Source organism: Streptomyces sp. NPDC030222, assembly GCF_055573115.1.
Genome location: NZ_JBVICA010000038.1, coordinates 1 through 25078, shown reverse-complemented (window position 1 = coordinate 25078; position 25078 = coordinate 1). Strand labels below are relative to the sequence as shown.

3 protein-coding genes are annotated in these 25078 nt (G+C 74.1%); all 3 read right to left on the bottom strand.

From position 1 onward, the window contains the following. Positions 1-7178: type I polyketide synthase (locus ACZ4Z5_RS32690; protein WP_468269796.1), on the bottom strand; the 7178-nt coding region annotated here is incomplete at its 3' end. Positions 7179-7290: 112 nt separating this feature from the next. Next, positions 7291-22956 (bottom strand): type I polyketide synthase, encoded by a 15666-nt coding sequence (locus tag ACZ4Z5_RS32685; protein ID WP_468269794.1) that lies wholly within the window; start codon positions 22954-22956, stop codon positions 7291-7293. Between the two features lie 250 nt (positions 22957-23206). Continuing rightward, positions 23207-25078 (bottom strand): beta-ketoacyl reductase (locus ACZ4Z5_RS32680; RefSeq protein ID WP_468269792.1); only part of this gene is annotated, 1872 nt, incomplete at its 5' end.

Sequence of the window (25078 nt, the reverse complement as noted above, 5' to 3'; positions counted from 1 at the left end):
CACACGACATCCAGCACAGCCGCGAACACCGGGTACATCTCGTACAGCTCACGGCCCATCCCCAACCGCTGGCTGCCCTGCCCCGTGAACAGGAACGCGGTGCGGCCGCCCTTGGTGACCGTTCCCCGGGTCAGTCCGGGGGCCGCCCGTCCGGTGGCGAGCGCGTGGAGGGCGGTTGCGGCAGCGTCGCGGTCCTTCGCCACCACCACGGCGCGGTGGTCGAAGCCGGCGCGGGTCGTGGCCAGGGAGTAGGCCAGGTCCGTGAGTGCGAGCTCGGGATGGGCTTCCAGGTGGGCGCTCAGGGCCCGGGCCTGGGCGGAGAGCGCGCTCTCCGTGCGGCCCGAAAGCCGTAGGGGAAGCACGCCCGGCACGGTCGTGGTGTCCGGGCCGACCGCGTCGACGGCCTCGGCCGGCGCCTGCTCGATGATCGTGTGGGCGTTGGTGCCGCTGATGCCGAACGACGACACACCGGCCCGCCGTGGCCGGCCCGTCTCCGGCCACGGAACCGACTCGGTCAGCAGACTGACGGCGCCTTCCGACCAGTCCACGTGCGGTGACGGCCGCTCCGCGTGCAGGGTTCGGGGCAGCACTCCGTGCTGCATGGCCAGCACCATCTTCATCACGCCCGCGACGCCTGCCGCGGCCTGCGTGTGCCCGAGGTTGGACTTGACGGATCCGAGCAGCAGCGGCTGGTCGGCGGAGCGGTCCTGGCCGTAGGTGGCCAGCAGGGCCTGCGCCTCGATCGGGTCGCCGAGCGTCGTACCCGTGCCATGTGCCTCGACCGCGTCCACGTCCGCGGCCGACAGGCCCGCGCTCGCCAGGGCGGCACGGATGACCCGCTGCTGCGACGGACCGTTCGGCGCCGTGAGACCGTTGCTCGCACCGTCCTGGTTGACGGCCGAGCCGCGGACCACGGCCAGGACCGGGTGGCCGTTGCGGCGGGCGTCCGACAGCCGCTCGACGAGCAGCATGCCGGCGCCCTCGCCCCAGCCGGTGCCGTCGGCGTCGGCCGAGAAGGCGCGGCAGCGGCCGTCGGCGGAGAGGCCGCGCTGGCGGCTGAATCCGACGAACGTGCCGGGGGTGGCCATCACGGTGACTCCGCCGGCCAGGGCCAGGTCGCATTCGCGGGTGCGCAGGGCCTGGATCGCCATGTGGAGGGCGACCAGCGAGGACGAGCAGGCGGTGTCGACGGTGACGGCGGGACCTTCGAGTCCGAAGGTGTACGAGACGCGTCCCGAGGCGATGCTGCCCGTGCTGCCGGAGCCGAGCGAGCCGTCCGCGCCGTCGGCCGAACGCTCCAGCAGGGCGGCGTAGTCGTGGTACATCACGCCGGCGAAGACACCGGTCCGGCTGCCGCGCACGGTGGCCGGGTCGATGCCGGCCCGCTCGAAGGCCTCCCAGGTGGTCTCCAGCAGCAGCCGCTGCTGGGGGTCGGTGCCTACTGCCTCACGCGGGCTGATCCCGAAGAACGTCGGGTCGAACCCGGCGGCGTCGTGCAGGAAGCCGCCGTGGCGGGTGTACGAGGTCCCGGGGTGGTCGGGGTCGGGGTGGTACAGCGACTCGACGTCCCAGCCCCGGTCGGCCGGGAACCCGGAGATGGCGTCGCGGCCGCTCTCCAGCAGCTGCCACAGCTCCTCGGGAGTGGTCACGCCGCCGGGGTAGCGGCAGCTCATCGACACGATCGCGATCGGATCGTCGGCATCGGCACCGTGTGCGGGCGCAGGTGCGACGGGTGCGGAAGAAGGAGAGGCGTGGGACGCCTGGTCCGCGCCGAGTCCGGCCGCGAGATGGCGGGCCAGGGTGAGCGAGGTCGGATAGTCGAAGACCAGCGTGGCGGGCAGGCGGCGGCCGACCGCCGCGCCGAGCCGGTTGCGGAGTTCGACCGCGGTGAGGGAGTCGAAGCCCAGCTCGTTGAAGGCCTGTTCGGGTTCGATGGCGTCGGGGGTGCCGTGGCCGAGCACATCGGCGACGTGGCCGCGGACGAGGTCGAGCAACAGCCGCTCCCGCGCGGGTGCGTCGAGGCCGACCAGTCGCCGTTCCAGAGCGGACGGCTCCGTCCCGGTACGGCCGCCGCCACCGGCTGCGGCGGTGCGCCGTACAGGGGTGCGGACCAACCCGCGGAGCAGCGCGGGCGCTCCGCCCCCGGCGGGCAGGTTCAGCCGCATCGGCACGAGCAGGGCCCGCCCCACAGGGTCGGTGCCGGTGCCGGCCGCGGCGAGGGCGTCGGCGAGGTCGAGTAGGGCGAGGCCGTCGGAGGCGGTGAGCCCCTGCACTCCGCCGCGCCTCATCCGTTCCAGATCGGCCTGGTCCAGGCTTCCGGCCATGCCGTCGGCGTCCTCCCACAGGCCCCAGGCCAGGGAGACGGCCGGGAGACCCTGGGCGCGGCGGTGCTGGGCGAGCGCGTCCAGGAAGGAGTTGGCCGCTGCGTAGTTGCCCTGGCCGGGCGCGCCGAAGACGCCGGCGGCGGAGGAGAAGAGCACGAACGCCGAGAGGCCGAGGTCGCGGGTCAGTTCGTGGAGGTGGAGGGCGGCGTCGGCCTTGGGCCGCAGGACGGTATCGAGGCGTTCGGGCGTGAGCGACTCGATGACGCCGTCGTCGAGGACACCGGCGGTGTGGACGACCGCGCGGAGCGGGTGGGTCGCGGGGACGGCGTCCAGGGCTGCGGCGAGCGCCCCCCGGTCCGCCGCGTCGCATGCCGCCCAGGTCACTTCGGCGCCCAGTTCGGTCAGCTCGTGCGTCAGGTCCGCCGCCCCGGGCGCCGTCCCCCCGCGGCGGCTCAGCAGCAGCAGGTGGCGTACGCCGCGTTCGGCCACGAGGTGCCGTGCGACGAGCCGGCCGAGGGTGCCGGCCGCTCCGGTGACCAGGACGGTCCCTTCGGCCTCGTAGGAGGGCGCCTCGGCCGGCGTGCCGGTACCGGTGCCGACCGGCACCCTGGCGAGCCGGGGCGCGTACGCGGTGCCCTCGCGCAGGGCGAGCTGCGGTTCCTGGGAGGCGAGGACGGCGTCGAGGGCGGTCCCGGACACCTGGTCCGGCGGTGTGTCGCTGTCGACGAGGACGAAGCGGCCCGGATGCTCGGACTGCGCGGAGCGCACCAGACCCCACACGGCGGCGTGAACGGGGTCGGGGACCCGGTCGTCGGGGAGGACGGCGACCGTGCCCCGGGTCAGGAGGACGAGCCGGCTGTCGACGAGCCGGTCGTCGGCGAGCCAGCGCTGCAGCAGGCCGAGCGTGCTCCCGGTGGCCGTGCGGACGGCCTCGGGGGTCGGCTCCGGCGGGGCGGGGAGGCGTACCAGGACGGTGCCCGGTACGGGCGCGTCGGTGTCGAGGGCTGCGCCCAGCGCGTCGGGCGCGAGCACCGCGCCCGGTGCGTCTCCGGCGGGCGGCGTGTCGAGGACCAGCCGGTGCGCGTCGGCCGGACCGGCCGGGTCGGTCGTGCCGGGCAGGGTCAGCGGGGTCCATGCCACGTGGAACAGGTGGTCGTGGGGACCGCCCGTCCCGGTGTCCGGCTGTCCGGCCGAGACGGTGCGCAGCGTGAGCGAGGCGATGTCGGCGACGGGCTGTCCGGTTCCGTCGGCGAGCGCGAGGGACACCGCGTCCGGTCCGGCCTTCGACAGCCGTGCGCGCAGCGTCGAGGCGCCCACGGCGTGCAGGGACACCCCGGTCCAGGAGAAGGGCAGCCGGCCGCGGCCCGTGTCCTCGACGAGTCCGGCGATGCCGATGGTGTGCAGGGCGGCGTCGAGAAGTGCGGGGTGCAGGCCGAACAGGGCCGTGTCGGCCCGCTGTTCCTGCGCCGGCTCGATCTCGACGTAGGTCGCCTCGCCGGTCGTCCAGGCCGCACGGACGCCCTGGAAGGCGGGGCCGTAGAGGAGTCCGGCCTCGGCGAGCCCGGAGTACAGCTCGTCGACGGGCAGGGGTTCGGCGTCGGCCGGCGGCCAGGTCTCGGGGGCGAACGACGGCTTCGGCGCGCCGACGGCGAGCACACCGTCGGCGTGCCGGGTCCACGGCCGTTCGGTCGTGTGGGCGTCGTGTCCGTTCGTGTCGGTCGCGGGCTCGGGGCGGGAGTGCACACCGAGGGGGCGGCGGCCGGTTGCGTCGGGGGCGCCGACCCACAGCTGCAGCTGGACGCCGCCGTCCGGGGGCAGGACGAGCGGGGCGTGGAGGGTGAGTTCCTCGAGGAGGTCGCAGCCGACCTGGTCGCCGGCCCGGATCGCCAGCTCCACGAACGCACTGCCGGGCAGCACGGCCGAATCCATGACGGCGTGGTCCGCGAGCCAGGGGTGGGTGTCCAGCGAGAGCCGGCCGGTGCAGAGGAAGCCGTCGAGGTCCGCGAGGGCGACGGCGGCGCCGAGCAGCGGATGGCCGGCGGTTCCCAGGCCGGCCGCGGAGACGTCTCCCTGCGGGCGCCCGGCGTCGAGCCAGTACGGCTCGCGCTGGAAGGCGTAGGTGGGCAGGTCGACGCGCTCGGCGCCGGTGCCGGCATAGTACGCGTCCCAGTCGACGGCCGCTCCGCGGACGTGCAGCCGTGCGAGGGCGCCGGTCAGGGTCTCCGTCTCCGGGCGGCCGCTGCGGAGTACGGGCACGAAAGCCGTGCCGGCGATGTCGGCGGGGGCGTCGGCGGTGTCCGCCGTATCACCGGCGTCGTCGGTAAGGCAGTCCTGGGCGAGGGCGGAGAGGACGGCGTCCGGGCCGATTTCGAGGAAGTCGACGACGTTGCGGGCGGCGAGGGCGCGGATGCCGTCGAGGAAGCGGACGGCCTCTCGGACGTGGCGGACCCAGAAGTCGGCCGTGCCCATCTCGTCGGTGACGAGGGTGCCGGTCAGGTTGGAGACGACCGGGATGCGCGGGGCCGCGTACGTCAGCCCCTGCGCGACCTCGCGGAAGGCGTCCAGCATGCCGTCCATGTGCGGCGAGTGGAAGGCATGGCTGACGGTCAGCCGCTTGGTCTTCCGGCCCTGGACCTCGAAGACCTTCGCGACCGCGACGGCAGCCTCCTCGTCCCCGGCGACCACGACCGACTGCGGACCGTTGACGGCAGCGATGCTCACCCGGTCCGTCAGGAGCGGCGCGGCCTCGTGCTCCGACGCCTGGACGGCGATCATCACGCCGCCGGCGGGCAGCGCCTGCATCAGCCGTCCGCGCGCCGCCACCAGCGTGCACGCGTCCTCCAGCGAGAAGACTCCCGCCACATGTGCGGCAGCGATCTCACCGATGGAGTGACCGCACAGGAAGTCCGGCTTCACACCCCACGATTCGAGGAGGCGGAACAGCGCCACCTCGACGGCGAACAGCGCCGGCTGGGTATACCCCGTCCGGTCCAGTATTTCGGCATCGGGCCCGAACAGTACGTCCTTCAGCGGAAGTTCGAGCAGCCGGTCCAGCTCTGCGCACACCGCGTCCAGAGCGGTCGCGAACGCGGGGTGGATCTCGTACAGTTCACGGCCCATGCCGAGGCGCTGACTGCCCTGTCCGGTGAACAGGAACGCGAGCTTGCCCGCCACCGGTCGTCCCCGGGTGATGCCGGGCGCCGACTGCTCCGGGCCCGTCTGCGCGAGGGATTCCAGCGCGCGGACGAGACCGGTCTCGTCGGCGGCCGTGAGGACCGCGCGGTGCTCGAAGTCGGTGCGTCCGCTCGCGAGCGAGTGGGCGACGTCCCCGGCGCGCAGGCCGGGGTGGGCAGTCAGGTGCGCGTGAAGGTTCTGCGCCTGGGCGCGCAGGGCGGCCGGTGACTTGGCCGAGAGGTTCCACAGCGGCGGCACGGGGGCCGCGGCGGCGGGCTCTTCGGCGGGTTCCGGGGCCGGGGCCTGCTCGATGATGGTGTGGGCGTTGGTGCCGCTGATCCCGAAGGAGGAGACGCCCGCGCGGCGGGGCGCGCCGGTCTCCGGCCACGGTACGGCCTCGGTGACCAGCCGGACGGCGCCCTCCGACCAGTCGACGTTCGGCGTGGGCTCGTCGACGTGCAGGGTCCTGGGCAGCACGCCGTGGCGCATCGCCATGACCATCTTGATGATCCCGGCGACACCGGCGGCGGCCTGGGTGTGTCCGATGTTCGACTTGATGGAGCCGAGCAGCAGCGGCCGGTCGTCCGGGCGGTCCCGGCCGTACGTGGCCAGCAGCGCCTGTGCCTCGATCGGGTCGCCCAGGGTGGTACCGGTGCCGTGGGCCTCCACGGCGTCGATCTGGGTGGGCGAGAGCCGTGCGGCGGCGAGCGCGTCACGGATGACGCGCTGCTGGGAGGGCCCGTTGGGGGCGGTGAGTCCACTGCTGGCGCCATCCTGGTTGACGGCGGAACCGCGGATGACGGCGAGCACGGGGTGGCCGTTGCGGCGGGCGTCGGAGAGCCGTTCCAGGACGAGCATGCCGGCGCCCTCGCCCCAGCCGGTGCCGTCGGCGGCGGCGGCGAAGGACTTGCAGCGGCCGTCGCCCGCGAGCCCGCGGTGGCGGCTGAACTCGGTGAAGGTGCCGGGGGTGGCCATCACGGTGACGCCGCCGGCGAGGGCGAGGGCGCATTCGCCGCTGCGCAGGGCACGGGCGGCGAGGTGGACGGCGACGAGTGAGGACGAGCAGGCCGTGTCGACGGTGACGGCCGGGCCCTCCAGGCCGAGGGTGTAGGCGATCCGGCCGGAGGCGATGCTGCCGGAGCTGCCGTTGCCGAGGAAGCCCTCGATCTCCTCGGGGACGCTGAACAGCCGTGCGGCGTAGTCGTGGTACATCAGGCCGGCGAAGACACCGGTGCGGCTGCCGCGCAGCGACGTCGGGTCGATACCGGCGCGCTCGAACGCCTCCCAGGAGGTCTCCAGCAGCAGCCGCTGCTGCGGGTCCATGGCGAGGGCCTCGCGCGGCGAGATACCGAAGAACGCCGGGTCGAAGTGGTGGGCGTCGTGCAGGAATCCGCCGACCTGCTCGTACGCCTCGATGTCGCTCTCGGGGTCGGGGTCGAAGAGGACCTCGGCGGGCCATCCCCGGTCGGCGGGGTACGGCGAGACGGCGTCCCCGCCGCGGGCGACGAGCTCCCACAGGCGTTCGGGGGTGTCGACGCCGCCGGGGTAGCGGCAGCTCATCGCCACGACCGCGATCGGCTCCTGGTCCCGCTCCTCCACCTCGCGCAGTCGCCGCCGTGCCTCGCGGAGATCGGCCGTCGCCCGCTTGAGGTAATCGAGGTACTTCTCCTCGTTCACCATGTCTTACGCCATCCCCGTGCTCGAAGTGGTCAAAGTGGTCGGATTGGCCGGGGCCGTCGAGGCCGTCGGAGGTTTCACGGTCATGGGAGGTCGCGGTCGTCCGGACCGGTGGTCAGGACAGGCCGAGTTCGTCGTCGAGGAGATCGAAGATCTCGTCGGCCGTGGCGGCCTGGATGTCGCGCTCTTCGGCGGCGCCGTCCTGTGCACTGTGCGTGTCATCCCACTTCGCCAGAAGGTCTCGCAGCCGGGCGGTGATGCCCGCGCGTTCGACGTCGTCTGGTGCGACGGCCGAGAGGATCGATTCGAGCTTGTCGAGTTCCGCGTGCACGGACCGGCGGCCGGGGTAGCCCTGGCCGAGCCGCTCCCCGATGTACGCGGCGAGCGCCGCGGGTGACGGGTAGTCGAAGATCAGCGTGACGGGCAGCCGCAGCCCGGAGGCCGCGGTGATCCGGTTGCGCAGGTCGACCGCGGTGAGCGAGTCGAAGCCCAGGTCGAGGAAGCCTCGGCCTGCGTCGACGTCGTCGGGCGTGCCGTGACCGAGGACCGCGGCCACCTGGGTGCGGATCAGGTCGTTCAGCGCCTGGTCGCGTTCGGTGGCCGACAGGCCCGCCAGCCGCTCCTGGAGGGATTCCGCCGGTTCGGCGGCGGGGCGGGCGGCGGCCCGGGGCGCGGAGTCGGCGGCCCGGCGCGCGGGGATGCGTACCAGTCCGCGGAGCAGCGGCGGCAGTGTGCCGTCGGCGGCCTGGGCGCGCAGCACGGCCGGTTCGGTCCGCATGGGGACGAGGACGGCGTCGTGCAGGGTGCGGGAGGTGTCGAAGTGGGCCAGGCCCTCCTCGGGGGCGAGCGCGCCGACACCGGCGCGGGCCATCCGGGTCAGGTCGGCTTCGTCGAGGGCGCCCGCCATGCCGTCCGTGGCCGCCCACAGGCCCCAGGCGAGGGAGCTGCCGGGCAGTCCACGGGCCGAACGGTGCTGGGCGAGGGCGTCCAGGAAGGCGTTGGCCGCGGCGTAGTTGCCCTGGCCGGCGGCGCCGAAGCTGCCGGCGACCGAGGAGAAGAGCACGAACGCGGAGAGCTGGTGGCCTTCGGTCAGCTCGTGCAGGTTCCAGGCCGCGTCGACCTTGGGCCGCAGGACGGTGTCGAGGCGTTCGGGTGTGAGGGAGTCGATGATGCCGTCGTCGAGGACACCGGCGGTGTGGACGACCGCGGTGAGCGGCCGGTCCGCGGGGACGGCGGCCAGTACGGCGGCGAGGGCGTCCCGGTCGGCCGCGTCGCACGCCGCCCAGGTCACGTCGGCGCCCAGCTCGGTCAGCTCGTGCGTCAGGTCCGCCGCGCCCGGCGCCGCGTCGCCGCGGCGGCTGAGCAGCAGCAGGTTCCGTACGCCGTGGGCGTCGGCGAGGTGGCGGGCGAAGAGCCTGCCGAGGGTGCCGGTCGCGCCGGTGACGAGGACGGTGCCCGTGGTGTCGATCGCCGGGAGGCCGTCGGAGCCGTCCGGGCCCATGCGGCCGTCCGTGCCGTCGGGGTCCGGTCCGGGGGCGGTGCGGGCGACGCGGCGCAGGCGGAAGGCGTACGCCTCGCCCGCCCGCAGGGCGAGTTGCGGCTCGTCGCCCGCGAGGGCGGCGGCCAGTGCCCCGAGGGAGGCGTCGGAGCCGTCGGTGTCGGCGAGGACGAACCGGCCGGGGTTCTCCGACTGCGCCGACCGCACCAGGCCCCACACCGGGGCATGGGCCAGATCGGTCACGTGGTCGCCCGGTACGGCGGCCACCGTGCCCCGGGTGAGCAGGACCAGCCGGGAGGCGTCGAGACGCTCCTCGGCCAGCCACTCCTTGACCAGGGCGAGGGCCTGGTGCGCGGCGTTCCGGGCGGCGGCCGCCCGGCCGCCGGCGCAGGCCGTGCCGGACAGCGGGACGACCACGACGTCCGGTGCCGGGGCACCGGCGGCGAGGTCCTCGCGCAGTGCGGTGAGGCCGGGGTGGACCTCGAACGGTGCGCCGCCGATGCTGAAGTCCGCCTGGTCCTCGCCCAGCACGGCCCACCGTTCACCGGCGGGAGGGGAGCCGGCGCTGAGGGGGCCGGTGGTGAGGGGCAGCTTCGTCCACTCCACGCCGAAGAGGGACTCGTGGTGCGCGGCGCGGTCGCCGCCGAGCTGTGCGGCGGACACCGGGCGCAGGACCAGCGAGTCGACGGAGACCACGGGTGCGCCGGTGGAGTCCGCGACGTCGAGGGCCACGTCGCCGGACGCACCGGGGGTGATCCGGACCCGGAGGCCCGCCGCACCGGCCGCGTACAGTCGTACGCCGGTCCAGGCGAACGGCAGCCGGGCGCCCTCACCGGTGTCGGAGCCGCCGGGTACGCCGAGGCCGCTGGCCTGGAGGGCGGCGTCGAGGAGGGCGGGGTGAACGCCGTAGGCGGCGGCGTCGCTCTCGTACGCCTCGTCGAGCGCGACCTCGGCGAACAGTTCGCCGTCGCGACGCCAGGCCGCCCGCAGCCCCTGGAACACCGGCCCGTATCCGAGGCCTGCCGCGGCCGCGGCAGGGTAGAAGCCGTCGAGCGACACCGGTTCCGCACCGGCCGGCGGCCACTCGGCCAGGTCGATTCCGCGCCGCGCGGTGGTGGGGGCGAGGACGCCGGTGGCATGCCGGGTCCACGGCTCCTCCGCCGGGGCGTCGGCCGGGCGCGAGTGCAGCGTCAGGGTGCGGCGGCCCGCCTCGTCGGCTGCGTCGACGGCCAGTTGGAGCTGTACGGCGCCCTGGTCGACGAGGGTGAGCGGGGCCTCGATGGCCAGCTCCTCGACGGTGTCGCAGCCGGCCTCCGCACCTGCGCGCAGGGCCAGTTCGACGAAGGCGGTGCCGGGGAGCAGGACGGTGTCCATGACCGTGTGGTCGGCGAGCCACGGGTGGGTGGAGAGGGCGAGGCGTCCGGTGAGGACCAGGCCGTCGGAGGCGGGCAGGGGGACGGTGGCGCCGAGGAGCGGGTGGCCGGCGGTGTCGAGGCCGGCCGCCAGCACGTCCTCGGCGGAGACGCCGACGTCGAGCCAGTAGCGCTTGCGCTGGAAGGGGTAGGTGGGCAGGTCGACGCGCCGGGCTCCGGCGCGGGAGAAGTACGCCGGCCAGTCGACGGTGACGCCGTGGACATGGGCCCGGGCGAGCGCCGCGGTCAGGGCCTCGGCCTCGGGGAGGCCCTTGCGGAGCACCGGAACGCAGAGCGCCGGTTCGTGGGCGTCGGGCAGGCAGTCCTGGACGAGCGCCGACAGGGTCCCGTCGGGGCCGAGTTCCACGTATGTCGTCACTCCCGCCGCGTCCAGGGCGCGCACGCCGTCGAGGAAGCGCACGGCCTCCCGGACGTGCCGGACCCAGAAGTCCGCGGAGCCCATCTCGTCGGTGACGGGCGCACCGGTGAGGAGGGAGACGACGGGGATGCGCGGGGCCTCGTAGACCAGGCCCTCGGCGACCTTTCGGAAGTCGGCCAGCATGCCGTCCATGTGCGGCGAGTGGAACGCGTGGCTGACGGTCAGCCGCTTGGTCTTACGGCCCTGCGCCTCGAAGCCCGCCGCGATCGCGACCGCCGCGTCCTCGTCACCCGCGATGACGACCGACTGCGGGCCGTTGACCGCGGCGATGCCCACCCGGTCCGCGAGCAGCGGCAGCACCTCGTCCTCGGAGGCCTGGACCGCGACCATCACCCCGCCGGCGGGCAGGGCCTGCATCAACCGGCCACGCGCGGCGACCAGTTCGGCGGCGTCCTGGAGGGAGAGGACACCCGCCACATGCGCGGCGGTGATCTCACCGATGGAGTGCCCGGCCAGGACGTCGGGGCGCAGGCCCCAGCTCTCCAGGAGCCGGAACAGCGCCGCCTCGACGGCGAACAGCGCGGGCTGCGTGTACGCGGTCCGGTCCAGCAGGGCGGCGTCGGACCCGAACAGTACGTCCTTCAGGGGAAGTCCGAGGTGCCGGTCCAGCTCGGCGCAGACCTCGTCGAGTGCGTCCGCGAAGGCCGGGTACGTGTCGTGGAGTTCGCGCCCCATCCCGATGCGCTGGCTGCCCTGTCCGGTGAACAGGAACGCCACCTGGTTCTCGCCCGCGGTCCCCCGCACCAGTCCGGCCGTGTCCTCGCCGCGGGCCAGTGCGTCGAGTCCGCGGAGCAGCTCCGCACGGTCCGCGGCCACCATCGCGGCACGCTGTTCCAGGGCCGAGCGGGTGGTCGCCAGGGACAGGGCGAGGTCGGCGGTGCGGAGGCGGGGGTCTGTGCGGACGCGGGTGTGGAGCCGGCGGGCCTGGGCGCGCAGCGCGTCCTCACCGCGGGCCGACAGGACCACGGGCAGCAACGGCCCCTCGGCGGCGTCCGGTTCCGCGTCCCCTTGCGGGACCGCGTCGGGCCGCCGGGCGGGGGGGTCCGGCTGGGGTGCCTGCTCGATGACGGCGTGCGCGTTCGTACCGCTGATGCCGAAGGAGGAGACGCCCGCGCGGCGCGGCCGTCCGGTGTCGGGCCACTCCACCTGCTCGGTGACGAGGGACACGGCGCCCGCCGACCAGTCGACGTGTGGGGTCGGCTCGTCGACGTGCAGGGTCCTGGGGACCACGCCGTGACGCATGGCCATGACCATTTTGATGACACCGGCGACACCGGCGGCGGCCTGGGTGTGGCCGAGGTTGGACTTCACCGAGCCGAGCAGCAGCGGCCGGTCGTCGCTGTGCTCACGGCCGTAGGTGGCGAGCAGCGCCTGTGCCTCGATGGGGTCGCCGAGGGTCGTGCCGGTGCCGTGGGCCTCGACGACGTCGACGTGGGCGGCGGACAGGCGGGCGTTGGCGAGGGCCTGGCGGATGACGCGCTGCTGGGAGGGGCCGTTGGGTGCGGTCAGCCCGTTGCTGGCGCCGTCCTGGTTGACGGCGGAGCCGCGGACCACGGCCAGCACCTGGTGGCCGTTGCGCCGGGCGTCGGAGAGCCGCTCCAGCAGGAGCATTCCGGCGCCCTCGCCCCAGCCCGTGCCGTCGGCGGCGGCCGCGAAGGACTTGCAACGGCCGTCCGCGGCCAGCCCGCGCTGGCGGCTGAACTCGATGAAGGTGCCGGGCGTGAACATCACGGTGACACCGCCCGCGAGGGCGAGGGAACACTCGCCGTTGCGCAGGGCCTGCGCCGCGAGGTGCAGGGCGACCAGCGAGGAGGAACAGGCGGTGTCGACGGTGACCGCCGGGCCCTCCAGGCCGAAGGTGTAGGCGACGCGGCCCGAGACGATGCTGCTGGAGCTGCCGGTGCCGAGGTAGCCCTCGACGCCGTCGGGCACGGCGTGCAGGCGTGCGCCGTAGTCGTGGTACATGACGCCGGCGAAGACGCCCGTACGGCTGCCGCGCACCGAGGACGGAGCGATGCCGGCCCGTTCGAAGACCTCCCAGGTGGTCTCCAGCAGCAGGCGCTGCTGCGGGTCCATGGCGAGGGCCTCGCGCGGGGAGACCCCGAAGAAGGAGGCGTCGAACTCGGCGGCGTCGTGCAGGAAACCGCCCTCGCGGGCGTAGGAGGTGCCCGGGTGCTCCGGGTCGGGGTGGTAGAGGGCCTCGGTGTCCCAGCCGCGGTTCTCGGGGAGCCGGGTGATGCCGTCCTCACCGGACGTCAGGAGCTGCCAGAGGTCCTCGGGGGTGCGGACGTCGCCGGGGTAGCGGCAGCTCATGGCGACGATGGCGATGGGCTCGTCGTCGGCGGCCGCCGTGGTCGCCGGTGCCGAGGCGCCGGTGCCCGTGCTCGATTCCGTGCCGGCCGCGCCGATCAGTTCGGTGCGCAGGTGGCGGGCGAGGACGGTCGGGTCCGGGTAGTCGAAGACGAGGGTCGCGGGCAGCCTCAGGGCCGTGGCGGCGTTCAGCCGGTTGCGGAGCTCCACCGCGGTGAGCGAGTCGAAGCCCAGTTCCTTGAAGGCCCGCCCGGACTCGACTGCGGCGGGGCCGGCGTGTCCGAGCACGGCCGCGACGTGCGTACGGACCAGGTCCAGCAGCGCGCGGTCCTGTTCGGCCGCGGACATCGCGGCCAGGCGGGCCCGCAGCTCCGATTCGGTGCCGGCGGCGACGGCGGCGCTGTCGGCGGACCGGCGGGCGACGCCCCGTACGAGACCTCGCAGCAGCGGGGCGATGGTGCCCGCGGCCGCCTGGGGACGCAGCGCGTCGGTGTCCACCCGCATCAGGGCCACCGACGCGTCGTCCAGGGAGACCGCGGTGTCGAACAGCTCCAGGCCGTCCTCGGCCGACAGCGGAGGCAGTCCGGCCCGGCGCATGCGGTTGACGTCGGCGGCGTCCAGGCCGCCGGCCATGCCTTCGGCCACCGACCACAGGCCCCAGGCCAGGGCGGAGGCCGGGAGTCCCCTCGCCCGGCGGTGCTGGGCGAGGGAGTCCAGGAAGGAGTTGGCGGCGGCGTAGTTGCCCTGGCCGGGGCCGCCGAACAGACCGGAGGTGGAGGAGAAGAGCACGAAGGCGGAGAGGTCCAGGTCCTGGGTCAGCTCGTGCAGGTTCCAGGCCGCGTCCACCTTGGGGCGCAGCACCGCCGACAGCCGGTCGGGGGTCAGCGAGGAGACGATCCCGTCGTCGAGGACGCCGGCGGTGTGCACGACCGCCGTGAGCGGGTGCTCGGCGGGGATCCCCGCGAGCAGTGCGGCGAGGGAGTCCCGGTCGGCCACGTCGCAGGCCGCCCAGGCGGCGGTGGCGCCCGACTCGGCGAGTTCGGCGGTGAGTTCGGCGGCGCCGGGCGCCTCGGCGCCGCGCCGGCCGACGAGGAGCAGGCGGCGCACTCCGTGGGCGGTGGCCAGGTGCCGGGCGATCAGTCCGCCGAGTGCACCGGTGGCGCCGGTGATCAGCACCGTGCCGTCGGACCCGAAGGCCGGGGCCCGGTCGGTGCCCTCCTGACCGGGATCGTCCTGCCCGGTCTCGGCACGGGCGAGACGGGGGACGAGCACGGCGCCTGCGCGCAGGGCGAAGCGCTCCTCGTCGGAGGCGAGCGCGGCGCGCAGGGCGTCGTGACCGCCGTCCGCAAGGGTGTCCGGGCCGATGGCCGGATGGACGTCCACGAGCACGATCCGGCCGGGGTTCTCGGTCTGCGCGGACCGCAGCAGGCCCCATACGGTGGCGGCGGCGAGGTCGGTCACGTCCTCGCCCGGCGCCGCGGCCACCGCGCCACGGGTGACGAACACCAGTCGGGAGGCGCCGAACCGCTCGTCCGCGAGCCACGCCTGGGCGAGGGCGAGCACGTCGTGCGCGGCGCGGTGCACGGCCGCGGCGGAGAGGGGCGCGGCTGTGGGGGCGAGGTGGAAGTGGACCTCGTCCGGTACGACGGCTCCCGCGTCGACGGCGACGGCCAGCTCAGCCAGGTCGGCGTAACGGTCGGCGTCATGGTCGGCGTCGGCGGCGCGGACCCGTTCCGCTCCGGTGCCGCCGAGCAGTGCGTGGCGGACCGTGGGGGCCGTGTCCGGGGCGCCGACGCCGGTGAGTTCGGTCCACTGCTGACGGAACACGGACTCGTGGTACGTGGCGCGCGCGGCCCGCAGCTGGTCGGCGGTCACCGGGCGCAGCCCGAGCGATTCCACGGCCGCGACCGGGACGCCGGAGGTGTCGGCGATCTCCAGTCGGACTCCTTCGGCACCGGCCGGGGTGAGGCGGATGCGCAGTGCGCTCGCCCCGTGGGCGTACAGCGACACCCCGGTCCAGGCGAAGGGCAGACGCCCCTGGCTGTCGCCGGCGCCGATGCCGCCCAGTCCGATGGCGTGCAGGGCCGCGTCGAGCAGTGCGGGGTGGAGGCCGAAGCGGTGCGCCTGGTCCTCGGTGCCCTCGGGCAGCCCGACCTCGGCGTACAGCACGTCGTCGAGCTGCCATGCGGCCCGCAGGCCCCGGAAGGTCGGGCCGTAGGCGAAGCCGATGGCGTCGAGCGCGTCGTAGCGGCCGCCGAGCGGCACCTCGACGGCGCCGGGCGGGGGCCAGGCGGTCAGGTCGAAGCCGGCCGTGGGGCGGACACCTTCGGCGAGCACGCCGGCGGCGTGCCGCGTCCAGGGTTCCTCGGCGGCCAGACCCTCGGCCCGGGAGTGCAGGGCGAACGGCCGGCGGCCGGCCTCGTCGGCGGCGCCGACCCATACGCGCAGTCGGACGCCGCCCCGCTCGGGCAGGACGAGGGGCGCTTCGAGGGTGAGCTCCTCCAGGTGGTCGCAACCGAGCTGGTCACCGGCACGGGTGGCGAGTTCCACGAAGGCCGTGCCCGGCAGCAGGACGCTGCCGAGGATGGCGTGGTCGGCGAGCCAGGGGTGGGTGGACAGGGCGAGGCGTCCGGCGAACACCATGCCGTCCGACTCGGGCAGGGCGACACCGGCGCTGAGGAGCGGGTGGGCCGTGTCGTCGAGGCCGATCGCCTCGACGTCCCCGAGGTGGAAGGAGGAGGGCGCGGGCCAGTAACGCTGCCGCTGGAAGGCGTAGGTGGGCAGGTCGACGCGCCGGGCTCCGGGGCCGGTGGCGGTGCTGGTGCCGGTGGTGGCGAAGTACGCCTGCCAGTCGACGCGGATGCCGTGGACGTGGGCCCGGGCGAGTGCGGTGACGAGTGTCTCCGCTTCGTCGCGGCCCTTGCGGAGTACGGGCAGGAAGGCGGCGTCCTCGGTCACGCAGTCCTGGGCGAGTGCGGACAGCACACCGTCGGGACCGAGCTCGACGTACGTCGTCACGCCGGCCCCTTCGAGGGCGCGTACGCCGTTCAGGAATCGGACCGTCTCGCGGACGTGCCGTACCCAGAACTCTGCCGAGGCCATATCGTCGGTGACGAGTGCGCCGGTGAGGTTGGAGACGACCGGGATGCGCGGGGCCCCGTATGTGAGCTCTTCGGCCACTCGGCGGAAAGCATCGAGCATGCCGTCCATGTGGGGCGAGTGGAAGGCGTGGCTGACGGTCAGGCGCTTGGTCTTGCGGCCCTGCGCCTCAAAGCCCTCCGCGATCGCCACGACAGCGTCCTCGTCACCGGCGACCACGACCGACTGCGGACCATTGATCGCGGCGATGCCCACCCGGTCGGCCCCGGTCAGCAGCGGCAGGATCTCGTCCTCGGAGGCCTGCACGGCGATCATCACACCGCCGGCCGGCAGCGCCTGCATCAGACGACCCCGAGCCGCAACCAGAGTGCACGCATCCTCCAGCGACAGCACCCCCGCCACATGCGCGGCAGCGATCTCACCGATGGAGTGCCCGGACAGGAAGTCCGGCCGCAGACCCCAGCTCTCCACCAGTCTGAACAACGCCACCTCGACCGCGAACAGCGCCGGCTGTGTGAACTCCGTCCGGTCCAGCCGACCAGCCTCCGAACCGAACAGCACGTTCTTCAGCGGCAGTTCGAGGTGTGCGTCGATGCGGGCGCAGACGGCGTCCAGCGCGTCCGCGAACACCGGGTACGTCTCGTAGAGCTCACGCCCCGCCCCCAGTCGCTGGCTGCCCTGACCGGTGAAGAGGAACGCGACCTTCCCGGCGGTCGGCGAGCCGTCCACGAGCCCGGCGGCCGATCCGCCCTCGGCGAGTGCCTCCAGTCCCGCGAGCAGCGTGGCACGGTCGGCGGCCACGACCGCGGCGCGGTGCTCGAACGCGGACCGTCCGACGGCCAGGGAGAATCCGAGGTCGGCGGCGCGCAGTTCGGGGTGCTGCGCGGCGTAGGCGTGCAGTCGGCGCGCCTGGCCGCGCAGGGCGTCCCGGCTCCTGCCCGACAGGATCCACGGCAGCGGTGCGTCCGCCGGCACGGGCAGCGGCACGGACGGTGTGGCTGCCGGGGCCTGTTCGACGATGGTGTGGGCGTTGGTGCCGCTGATGCCGAACGACGACACACCGGCCCGGCGCGGGCGTCCGGTCTCGGGCCACTGCACCGGCTCGCTCAGCAGGGCGACGTCACCGGCCGTCCAGTCGACGTGCGGGGTCGGCTCGTCCACGTGCAGGGTCCGGGGCAGTACCCCGTGCTGCATGGCCAGCACCATCTTCATGACACCGGCGACACCGGCGGCGGCCTGGGTGTGGCCGAGGTTCGACTTGATCGAGCCGAGCAGCAGCGGCCGGCCGTCGGGGCGGTCCTGGCCGTAGGTCGCCAGCAGCGCCTGCGCCTCGATCGGGTCGCCCAGCCGGGTGCCCGTGCCGTGGGCCTCGACCGCGTCCACGTCGGCGGCCGACAGGCCCGCGCTCGCGAGGGCCTGTCGGATGACCCGCTGCTGCGAGGGACCGTTGGGGGCGGTCAGCCCGTTGCTGGCGCCGTCCTGGTTGACGGCGGAGCCGCGGACCAGTGCGAGGACCGGGTGGCCTTGGCGGCGGGCGTCGGAGAGCCGTTCGACGAGCAGCATGCCGAGGCCCTCGCCCCAGCCGGTGCCGTCCGCCGCGGCGGCGAAGGCCTTGATCCGGCCGTCGGCGGCGAGGCCGCGCTGACGGCTGAAGTCGATGAAGGAGGCAGGCGTGGACATGACGGTGACACCGCCCGCCAGGGCCATGGTGCACTCGCCGGCCCGCAGCGCCTGGATCGCCCAGTGCAGGGCGACAAGCGACGACGAGCAGGCCGTGTCGACGGTGACGGCGGGGCCCTCAAGGCCGAGGACGTAGCTGACGCGGCCGGAGACGACGCTCGCCGCGTTGCCCGTGCCCAGGAAGCCCTCGGTGCCGTCGGGGGCGGCGAGGACGACGTCGAGGTAGTCCTGTCCGTTGGTGCCGGTGAAGACGCCGATCCGCTCGCCCCGCACGGCGGCGGGGTCGATGCCGGCCCTCTCGAAGGCCTCCCAGGAGGTCTCCAGCAGCAGCCGCTGCTGCGGGTCCATGGCGAGGGCCTCGCGCGGGGAGATCCCGAAGAACCCGGGGTCGAACTCGGTGGCGTCGTCGAGGAATCCGCCCTCGCGGACGTAGGTGGTGTTCTCGGTGACGGACTCGGGGTCGTACAGCCCGTCGAGGTCCCAGCCGCGGTCGGCGGGGAAGCCGGAGATCGCGTCGCGGCCGTCGGCCAGCAGCTTCCACAGCTCCTCCGGGGTGCGTACCCCGCCGGGGAACCGGCAGCTCATGGCGATGATCGCGATGGGATCGTCGTCGGTGACGCCGACGGTGCCCGAGCCGGGGCCGGTGGCCGCGGCCGGGCCGGCGGGCCGGGCGCCGAGCAGTTCGCCCTGGAGGAAGGACGCCAGGGCGAGGGAGTTGGGGTAGTCGAAGATCAGGGTCGCGGGCAGGCGCAGCCCGGTCCGGGAGGTGAGGAGGTTGCGGATCTCCACCGCGGTCAGGGAGTCGAAGCCGAGGTCCCGGAAGGCGATGGCCGGGTCGACGGATGCGGGGCCCGGGTAGCCGAGCACGGCGGCGATCTGGGTGCGGACGAACTCCAGTGCGAGCTCGTCGCGTTCGGCCACGGGTGCCTGCGAAAGCCGCCGGGCGAAGGTGTCGGCGGCTTCGGCGGCCGCGTCGGGTGCACCGGCGGCGGCGACGGCGTGCGCGGCCTCGGGGAGGTCGGCGATCAGCGGGCAGGGGCGTACGGCGGTGAGGCCGGGCGCCAGGCGGTCCCAGTCGATGTCGGCGACGAGGGAGGCGGTCTCGTCCAGGGTGAGGGCCGTGTGCATCGCCGACAGGGCCAGTTCGGGGGCGAGAGCCGGGAGTCCGGCGGTGCGCAGGCGCTCGGCGACCGGTTCGTCGGTGGCCATGCCGCCCTCGGCCCAGGCGCCCCAGGAGATCACGGTGGCGGGCAGGCCGTCGGCGCGGCGCTGCTCGGCGAGGGCGTCCAGGAAGGCGTTCGCGGCGGCGTAGTTGGCCTGCCCGGCGGCCCCGAAGGCGGCGGCGACGGAGGAGAAGAGGACGAACGCGGCGAGGTCCAGGCCGCGCGTCAGCTCGTGCAGGACGTGCGCGGCGTGGGCCTTGGGTCGTATGGCACCGGCCAGGCGCCGCGGCGTCTGCGCGTCGAGGACACCGTCGTCGAGCACGCCTGCGGCGTGGACGACGGTGGTCAGGGGCAGTTCGGCCGGGACGGCGGCGAGGAGTCCGGCCACGGCGTCGCGATCGGCCACGTCGCAGGCCGCGAGGGTGACCCGGGCGCCCAGTTCGCGTAGCTCGGCGGCGAGTTCGGGTGCGCCGTCGGCATCGGGACCGCGCCTGCTCACCAGCAGCAGGTGCTCGGCGCCGGTACGGGCGAGCCAGCGGGCCACCTGGCGGCCGAGGGCACCCGTGCCTCCGGTGACCAGGGCCGTGCCGGAGGTGGTCCACTCCGCGGCGGGGGCCTGCTCCTGAGCGGCGCGGACCAGCCTGCGGACGAAGACGCCGGTGGAACGTACGGCGAGGTGGTCCTCGGTGCCGAGGCCGCCGAGGACGTCCGCGAGCCGGGCGGCGGAGCGCTCGTCGGGTGCCGCGGGCAGGTCGACGAGGCCGCCCCAGCGGCCGGGCAGTTCGAGGGCCGCGGTACGGCCGAGGCCCCAGACCGGTGCCTGGGCGAGGCCGCCGAGCCGGTCGGAGCGGCCGGTGGACACCGCGCCCTGGGTGGCGGCCCAGAGCGGGGCGTCCACCTCCGCGTCGCCCAGTGCCTGGACGAGGGCGAGGGTGGCGGCGAGGCCGGCGGGCAGTGCCGGGTCCTCGTGGTGCGGTCGTTCGTCGAGGGCGAGCAGGGAGAGCACCCCGGCGGGTGCGTCCGCCCCCGTCAGGGTTTCGGTGATCCGTCGGGCGACGGCAGCCCGGTCGTCGGCCGTAGCGTCGATCGTCAGGCTGTTCACGGTGACGCCGCGGGCGGCCAGGGCCCGGGCGGCGGCAACGGTCCAGGGGGCGTCGGTGTGGCCCGCGGGCACGACCAGGAGCCAGTGACCGGCGAGCGGAGCGGGCACGGTGTCGGTGAGCGGCTTCCAGGTGACGCGGTAGCGCCAGCCGCCCACGGTGTCGCGGTCCCGGTGGCGGCGGTGCCAGGCGGAGAGCGCGGGCAGCACGCTGCTGAGCGGCTCGTCGCCGCCCACGCCGAGGGTGTCGGCGAGCGCGGCCAGGTCCTCGCTGTCGACGACCTCCCAGAACTTCGCGTCGGTGGCGCGGAGTACGCGGCCGTCCGCGGGTTCGGTCAGGTCGGTGAAGGGGTCGCGGGGCCAGTACAGCTCGCGTTGGAAAGCGTACGTCGGCAGCTCGACGCGGCGGGCGCCGGTCCCGGCGAAGCGGGTGGCCCAGTCCGGGGAGAGCCCTCGGACGTGGGCGCCCGCGACGGCGGCGGTCAGGGACCAGGCTTCGGGACGGCCGGTGCGCAGCGCGGGGAGGAACGCGGCGGCACGGGGACCGGTCGCGGTCTGGCAGTCCTGTCCCAGGGCGGAGAGGACTCCGCCGGGGCCGATTTCGACGTACGCGGTGACGCCGCGGCTCTCCAGCCAGCGGATGCCGTCGAGGAAGCGGACGGCGTCGCGGACGTGCCGGACCCAGAAGTCGGCCGACGTCATCTCGTCGGTGACCAGGGCGCCGGTGAGGTTGGACACGACGGGAATACGGGGCGCCTGGTACGTCAGTCCCTGCGCGACCTGGCGGAAGGCGTCGAGCATGCCGTCCATGTGCGGCGAGTGGAACGCATGGCTGACGGTGAGGAGCTTGGTCTTGCGGCCCTGTGTCTGGAAGCGTTCGGCGATCGCGACCGCCGCGTCCTCGTCACCGGCCACGACGACGGCCTGTGGACCGTTGACGGCGGCGATGCTCACCCGGTCGGTCAGGAGCGGCACGACCTCGTCCTCCGACGCCTCCACCGCGATCATCACACCGTCGGCCGGCAGTGCCTGCATCAGACGGCCACGGGCCGCGACCAGCGTGCACGCGTCCTCCAGCGAGAAGACGCCGGCCACGTGCGCGGCGGCGATCTCGCCGATCGAGTGCCCGGACACGAAGTCCGGCCGCAGCCCCCAGCTCTCCACGAGCCGGAACAACGCCACCTCGACGGCGAACAGCGCCGGCTGCGTGTACTCCGTACGGTCCAGCAGGTCGGCGTCCGACCCGAACAGCACGTCCTTCAACGGCAGTTCGAGGTCGAGTCGCTCACACACCTCGTCGAACGCCGCGGTGAACACCGGGTAGGTCTCGTACAGTTCACGGCCCATGCCCAGCCGCTGGCTGCCCTGTCCCGTGAACAGGAACGCCAGTTTGCCCTCCGTGACGGTCCCTTCGACCGCGTCGGCCGACGGGCGTCCCTCCGCGAGCGCGGCGAGTCCCGCCAGCAGTCCGTCGCGGTCCTCCGCGACGACCGCCGCACGGCGTTCCAGGGGAGCCCGGGTGAGCGCCTGCGAGTAGGCGACGTCGTCGACTCGGAGCCCGGTCCGGGCCGTGAGGTGGGCGTGGAGTTCCGCCGCCTGCGCCCGCAGCGCGGCCTCGGTCTTGCCGGACAGCACGACCGGCAGGACGGCCGGCCCGGCGGGACGCTCGTCGGGGGCCTCCTGGTCCGCTGCGGGGTCCTCGGCGCTCTCCAGGATGATGTGGGCGTTGGTGCCGCTCATACCGAAGGACGAGACACCGATCCGGCGCGGACCGTCGTGCCGCGGCCAGGGACGCGCCTCGGTCAGCAGGGACACGTCGCCCGCCGACCAGTCGACGTGCGGAGTCGGCTCGTCCACGTGCAGGGTCCGCGGCAGCACCCCGTGCCGCATCGCCATGACGCTCTTGATGACTCCGGCGACTCCGGCGGCGGCCTGCGCGTGGCCGATGTTGGTCTTGAGCGACCCCAGCCACAGCGGCCGCCCGTCGGGACGGTCCTGGCCGTACGTGGCGATGATCGCCTGCGCCTCGATCGGGTCACCGAGACCGGTTCCCGTGCCGTGCGCCTCCACGGCGTCCACCTGGTCGGGCGTGAGCCGGGCGTTGGACAGGGCCTGGAGGATGACGCGCTGCTGCGAGGGGCCGTTGGGGGCGGTCAGGCCGTTGCTGGCGCCGTCCTGGTTGACGGCGGTGCCACGGATGACGGCGAGGACGTGGTGGCCCTTGCGGCGGGCGTCGGAGAGCCGCTCCACGAGGAGGATGCCGACGCCTTCGGCGAGGCTGAAGCCGTCGGCGTCCGGCGAGAACGCCTTGCAGCGGCCGTCGACGGCCAGGCCCCGCTGCTTGCTGTAGTCGATGAACGTGCCGGGCGCAGCCATCAGGGTGGCGCCGCCCGCGAGGGCGAGCGAGCACTCGCCGTTGCGCAGCGCCTGCACGGCCAGGTGCAGGGCGACGAGCGAGGACGAGCAGGCGGTGTCGACGGTGACGGCCGGGCCCTCGAGACCGAAGGTGTACGACAGGCGGCCCGAGGCGACGCTCGCCGCGTTACCGGTCCCGAGGTAGCCCTCCACGTTCTCGGAGGAGCTCAGCAGCGCCGTCAGATAGTCGTGGTTGCTGGTGCCGACGAACACGCCGACCTGCTTGCCGCGCATCGAGGTCGGGTCGATGCCCGCGCGCTCGAACGCCTCCCACGAGGTCTCCAGCAGCAGCCGCTGCTGCGGGTCCATGGCGAGGGCCTCGCGCGGCGAGATCCCGAAGAGCGAAGGGTCGAACTCTGCGAAGTCACGTACGAATCCGCCCTGGTCGGCGTAACTCGTGCCCGGGTGCTCGGGGTCGGGGTGGTAGACGGTCTCCATGTCCCAGCCGCGCTCGGCCGGGAAACCGGTGATGGCGTCGACGCCGTCGACGACCAGCTGCCACAGTTCCTCGGGCGAGGTCGCGCCTCCGGGATAGCGGCAGCCCATGCCGACGATGGCGATGGGGTCCTGGTTCTTCGCCTCGACGTCCCGAAGCCGCTGACGCGTCTTGTGCAGATCCGCCGTCACCAGCTTCAGGTAGTCCCGCAGCGTCTCTTCATTCGCCATTTAACGCAACCACCCATTTGCAGCAGACGGCACCGGAAAACTGTGTGCAGAGCCGAGAATGACATCGGAATTACGGACGCTTCGCTTATCGAGCGAAGCGACTGCTCGGCCGCAGGCTATTTCCCGTTCAATCGGCCCTACAACCCCTAACTGCCCCCTACACACCCCTGGGTGGAGGAGCGCATAGGGGGCAGTAACCCCTGGGGAATTATTCAGGGGCTGGCCATCTTCACCAATAATCAGCAAGCCGTCAATAACGCCCGAGACCCTTGTTGATAAAGGCGAACAGCTCCTCGTCGCTCGCGTCCTGGAGCTGCTCGACCCCATCGAGGACGGAGTCCGGTGCGCCCGCCGCACCGTCGGGCCCGGGGCCGGACGCTGAGCCGTCTGCGGCAACCGTGCCGGCCGCCTGCATACCTGCCGGGTCCTCGCTGTCGTTCCACTTCGCCAGCAGCGACTGCAGCCGCATCGTCACCCTGGCCCGAACGACGTTGTCGGTGGTGCCCTGTCCGAGTACGGCCTCCAGCTTGTCGAGCTCCTCCAGCATCGGGGCCCCTCCCGTCACCGCGTCGGGCACGATCCCGGCGCGCAGGTACGCGGCGACGGCGGCAGGGGTCGGGTGGTCGAAGACCAGGCTGGCCGGCAGCTTCAGACCGCTCACCGCGCCGAGACGGTTGCGCAGCTCGACGGAGGTGAGGGAGTCGAAGCCGAGTTCCTTGAAGGCCCGGCCGGCTTCGACGTCCGTGACGTCGGGGTGGCCGAGGACGGCGGCGACGGCCGTGCGGACCAGATCCAGCAGCAGGCGTTCCTGCTCGACCTCGGGCAGCCCGGCGAGCTGTCGGCTCAGCGGCACTCCGCCGGTCGCGTCCTCGGCGGAGTCCCGTTCCGCACTCTCGACGACCCGGCGGGCCTCGGGGAGTTCCAGGAGCAGCGGCCGCGGCCGGTCGGCGGTGAAGGCGAGGGTGAACCGCTTCCAGTCCATGTCGACCACGGTCAGGGTGGTCTCGTCGCGGTCCAGGGCGTGCCGCAGCGACGTCAGGGTCCGCTCGGGCGACATCGCGATGATGCCGTGGCGGCGCATCCGGTCGCCCACCGCGCTGTCGACCTCGTCCGCGCTGCCCCAGGGGCCCCAGGCGACGGAGGTGGCGGGCAGGCCGGCGGCGCGCCGGTACTCGGCGAAGGCGTCGAGGAAGGCGTTGCCCGGTGCCTGGTTGCCCTGTCCGGGGGCGCCGAAGGTGGCGGCGAAGGACGAGAAGAGGACGAACGCGGACAGGTCGAGATCGCGGGTCAGCTCGTGCAGATGCAGCGTCGCATCGACCTTGACCCGCAGGACCCGCTCGATCTGCTCGGGGGTCAGCGCCTCGATGACCCCGTCGTCGAGAACGGCCGCCGTGTGCACGACGGCGGTCAGCGGCCGGTCGGCGGGCACGGACGCAAGAAGGGCGGCGAGCGCATCGCGATCGCTGACGTCACAAGCGGCGATCGTGACCCGGGTGCCGAGCGCGGTCAGTTCCTCGCGCAGTCCGGGCGCGCCGGGCGCCTCGGGCCCGCGGCGGCTGGTCAGGATCAGGTGCTCGGCGCCGTTCTCCGCCAGCCAGCGGGCGACATGCGCGCCGAGCGCACCCGTACCGCCGGTGACCAGCGTCGTCCCGCGCGGACTCCACTCCCGAACGGCCGGCGTGTCGGCAAGCCGCGCACGCACCAGGCGCCGTACGAACAGCCCCGAGGACCGCACGGCCACCTGGTCCTCCGCCGCGTCGCCGGCGAGAACACCCGCCAGCCGGGCCAGCACCCGGTCGTCCACCGGATCGGCTGCGGGCAGGTCGATCAGACCGCCCCAACGTCCTCCCTGCTCCATCGAGGCGACGCGTCCGAGACCCCAGATGAGCGCCTGCGCCGGGTCCGAGACCCGGTCGGACCTTCCGGCGGCAACCGCACCTCGAGTCACGCACCACAGGGGTGCGGCCATGTCAGCGTCACCGAGCGCCTGGGACAGGGCGAGCCCGGCGGCGAAGGTGTCCTCGCCGCCGAGGGCGAGGAGGGAGAGGACCCCGGCGGGGGTGGCGGTCGTGCCGTCCGTGGTGGCCTTCAGGGTGGCGGTGAGCGCGTCGCGGTGGGCCGC

Excerpts from the sequence above, each read along its gene's own strand:
- ACZ4Z5_RS32685 (WP_468269794.1), bottom strand. The coding sequence starts at position 22,956 with ATGGCGAATGAAGAGACGCTGCGGGACTACCTGAAGCTGGTGACGGCG.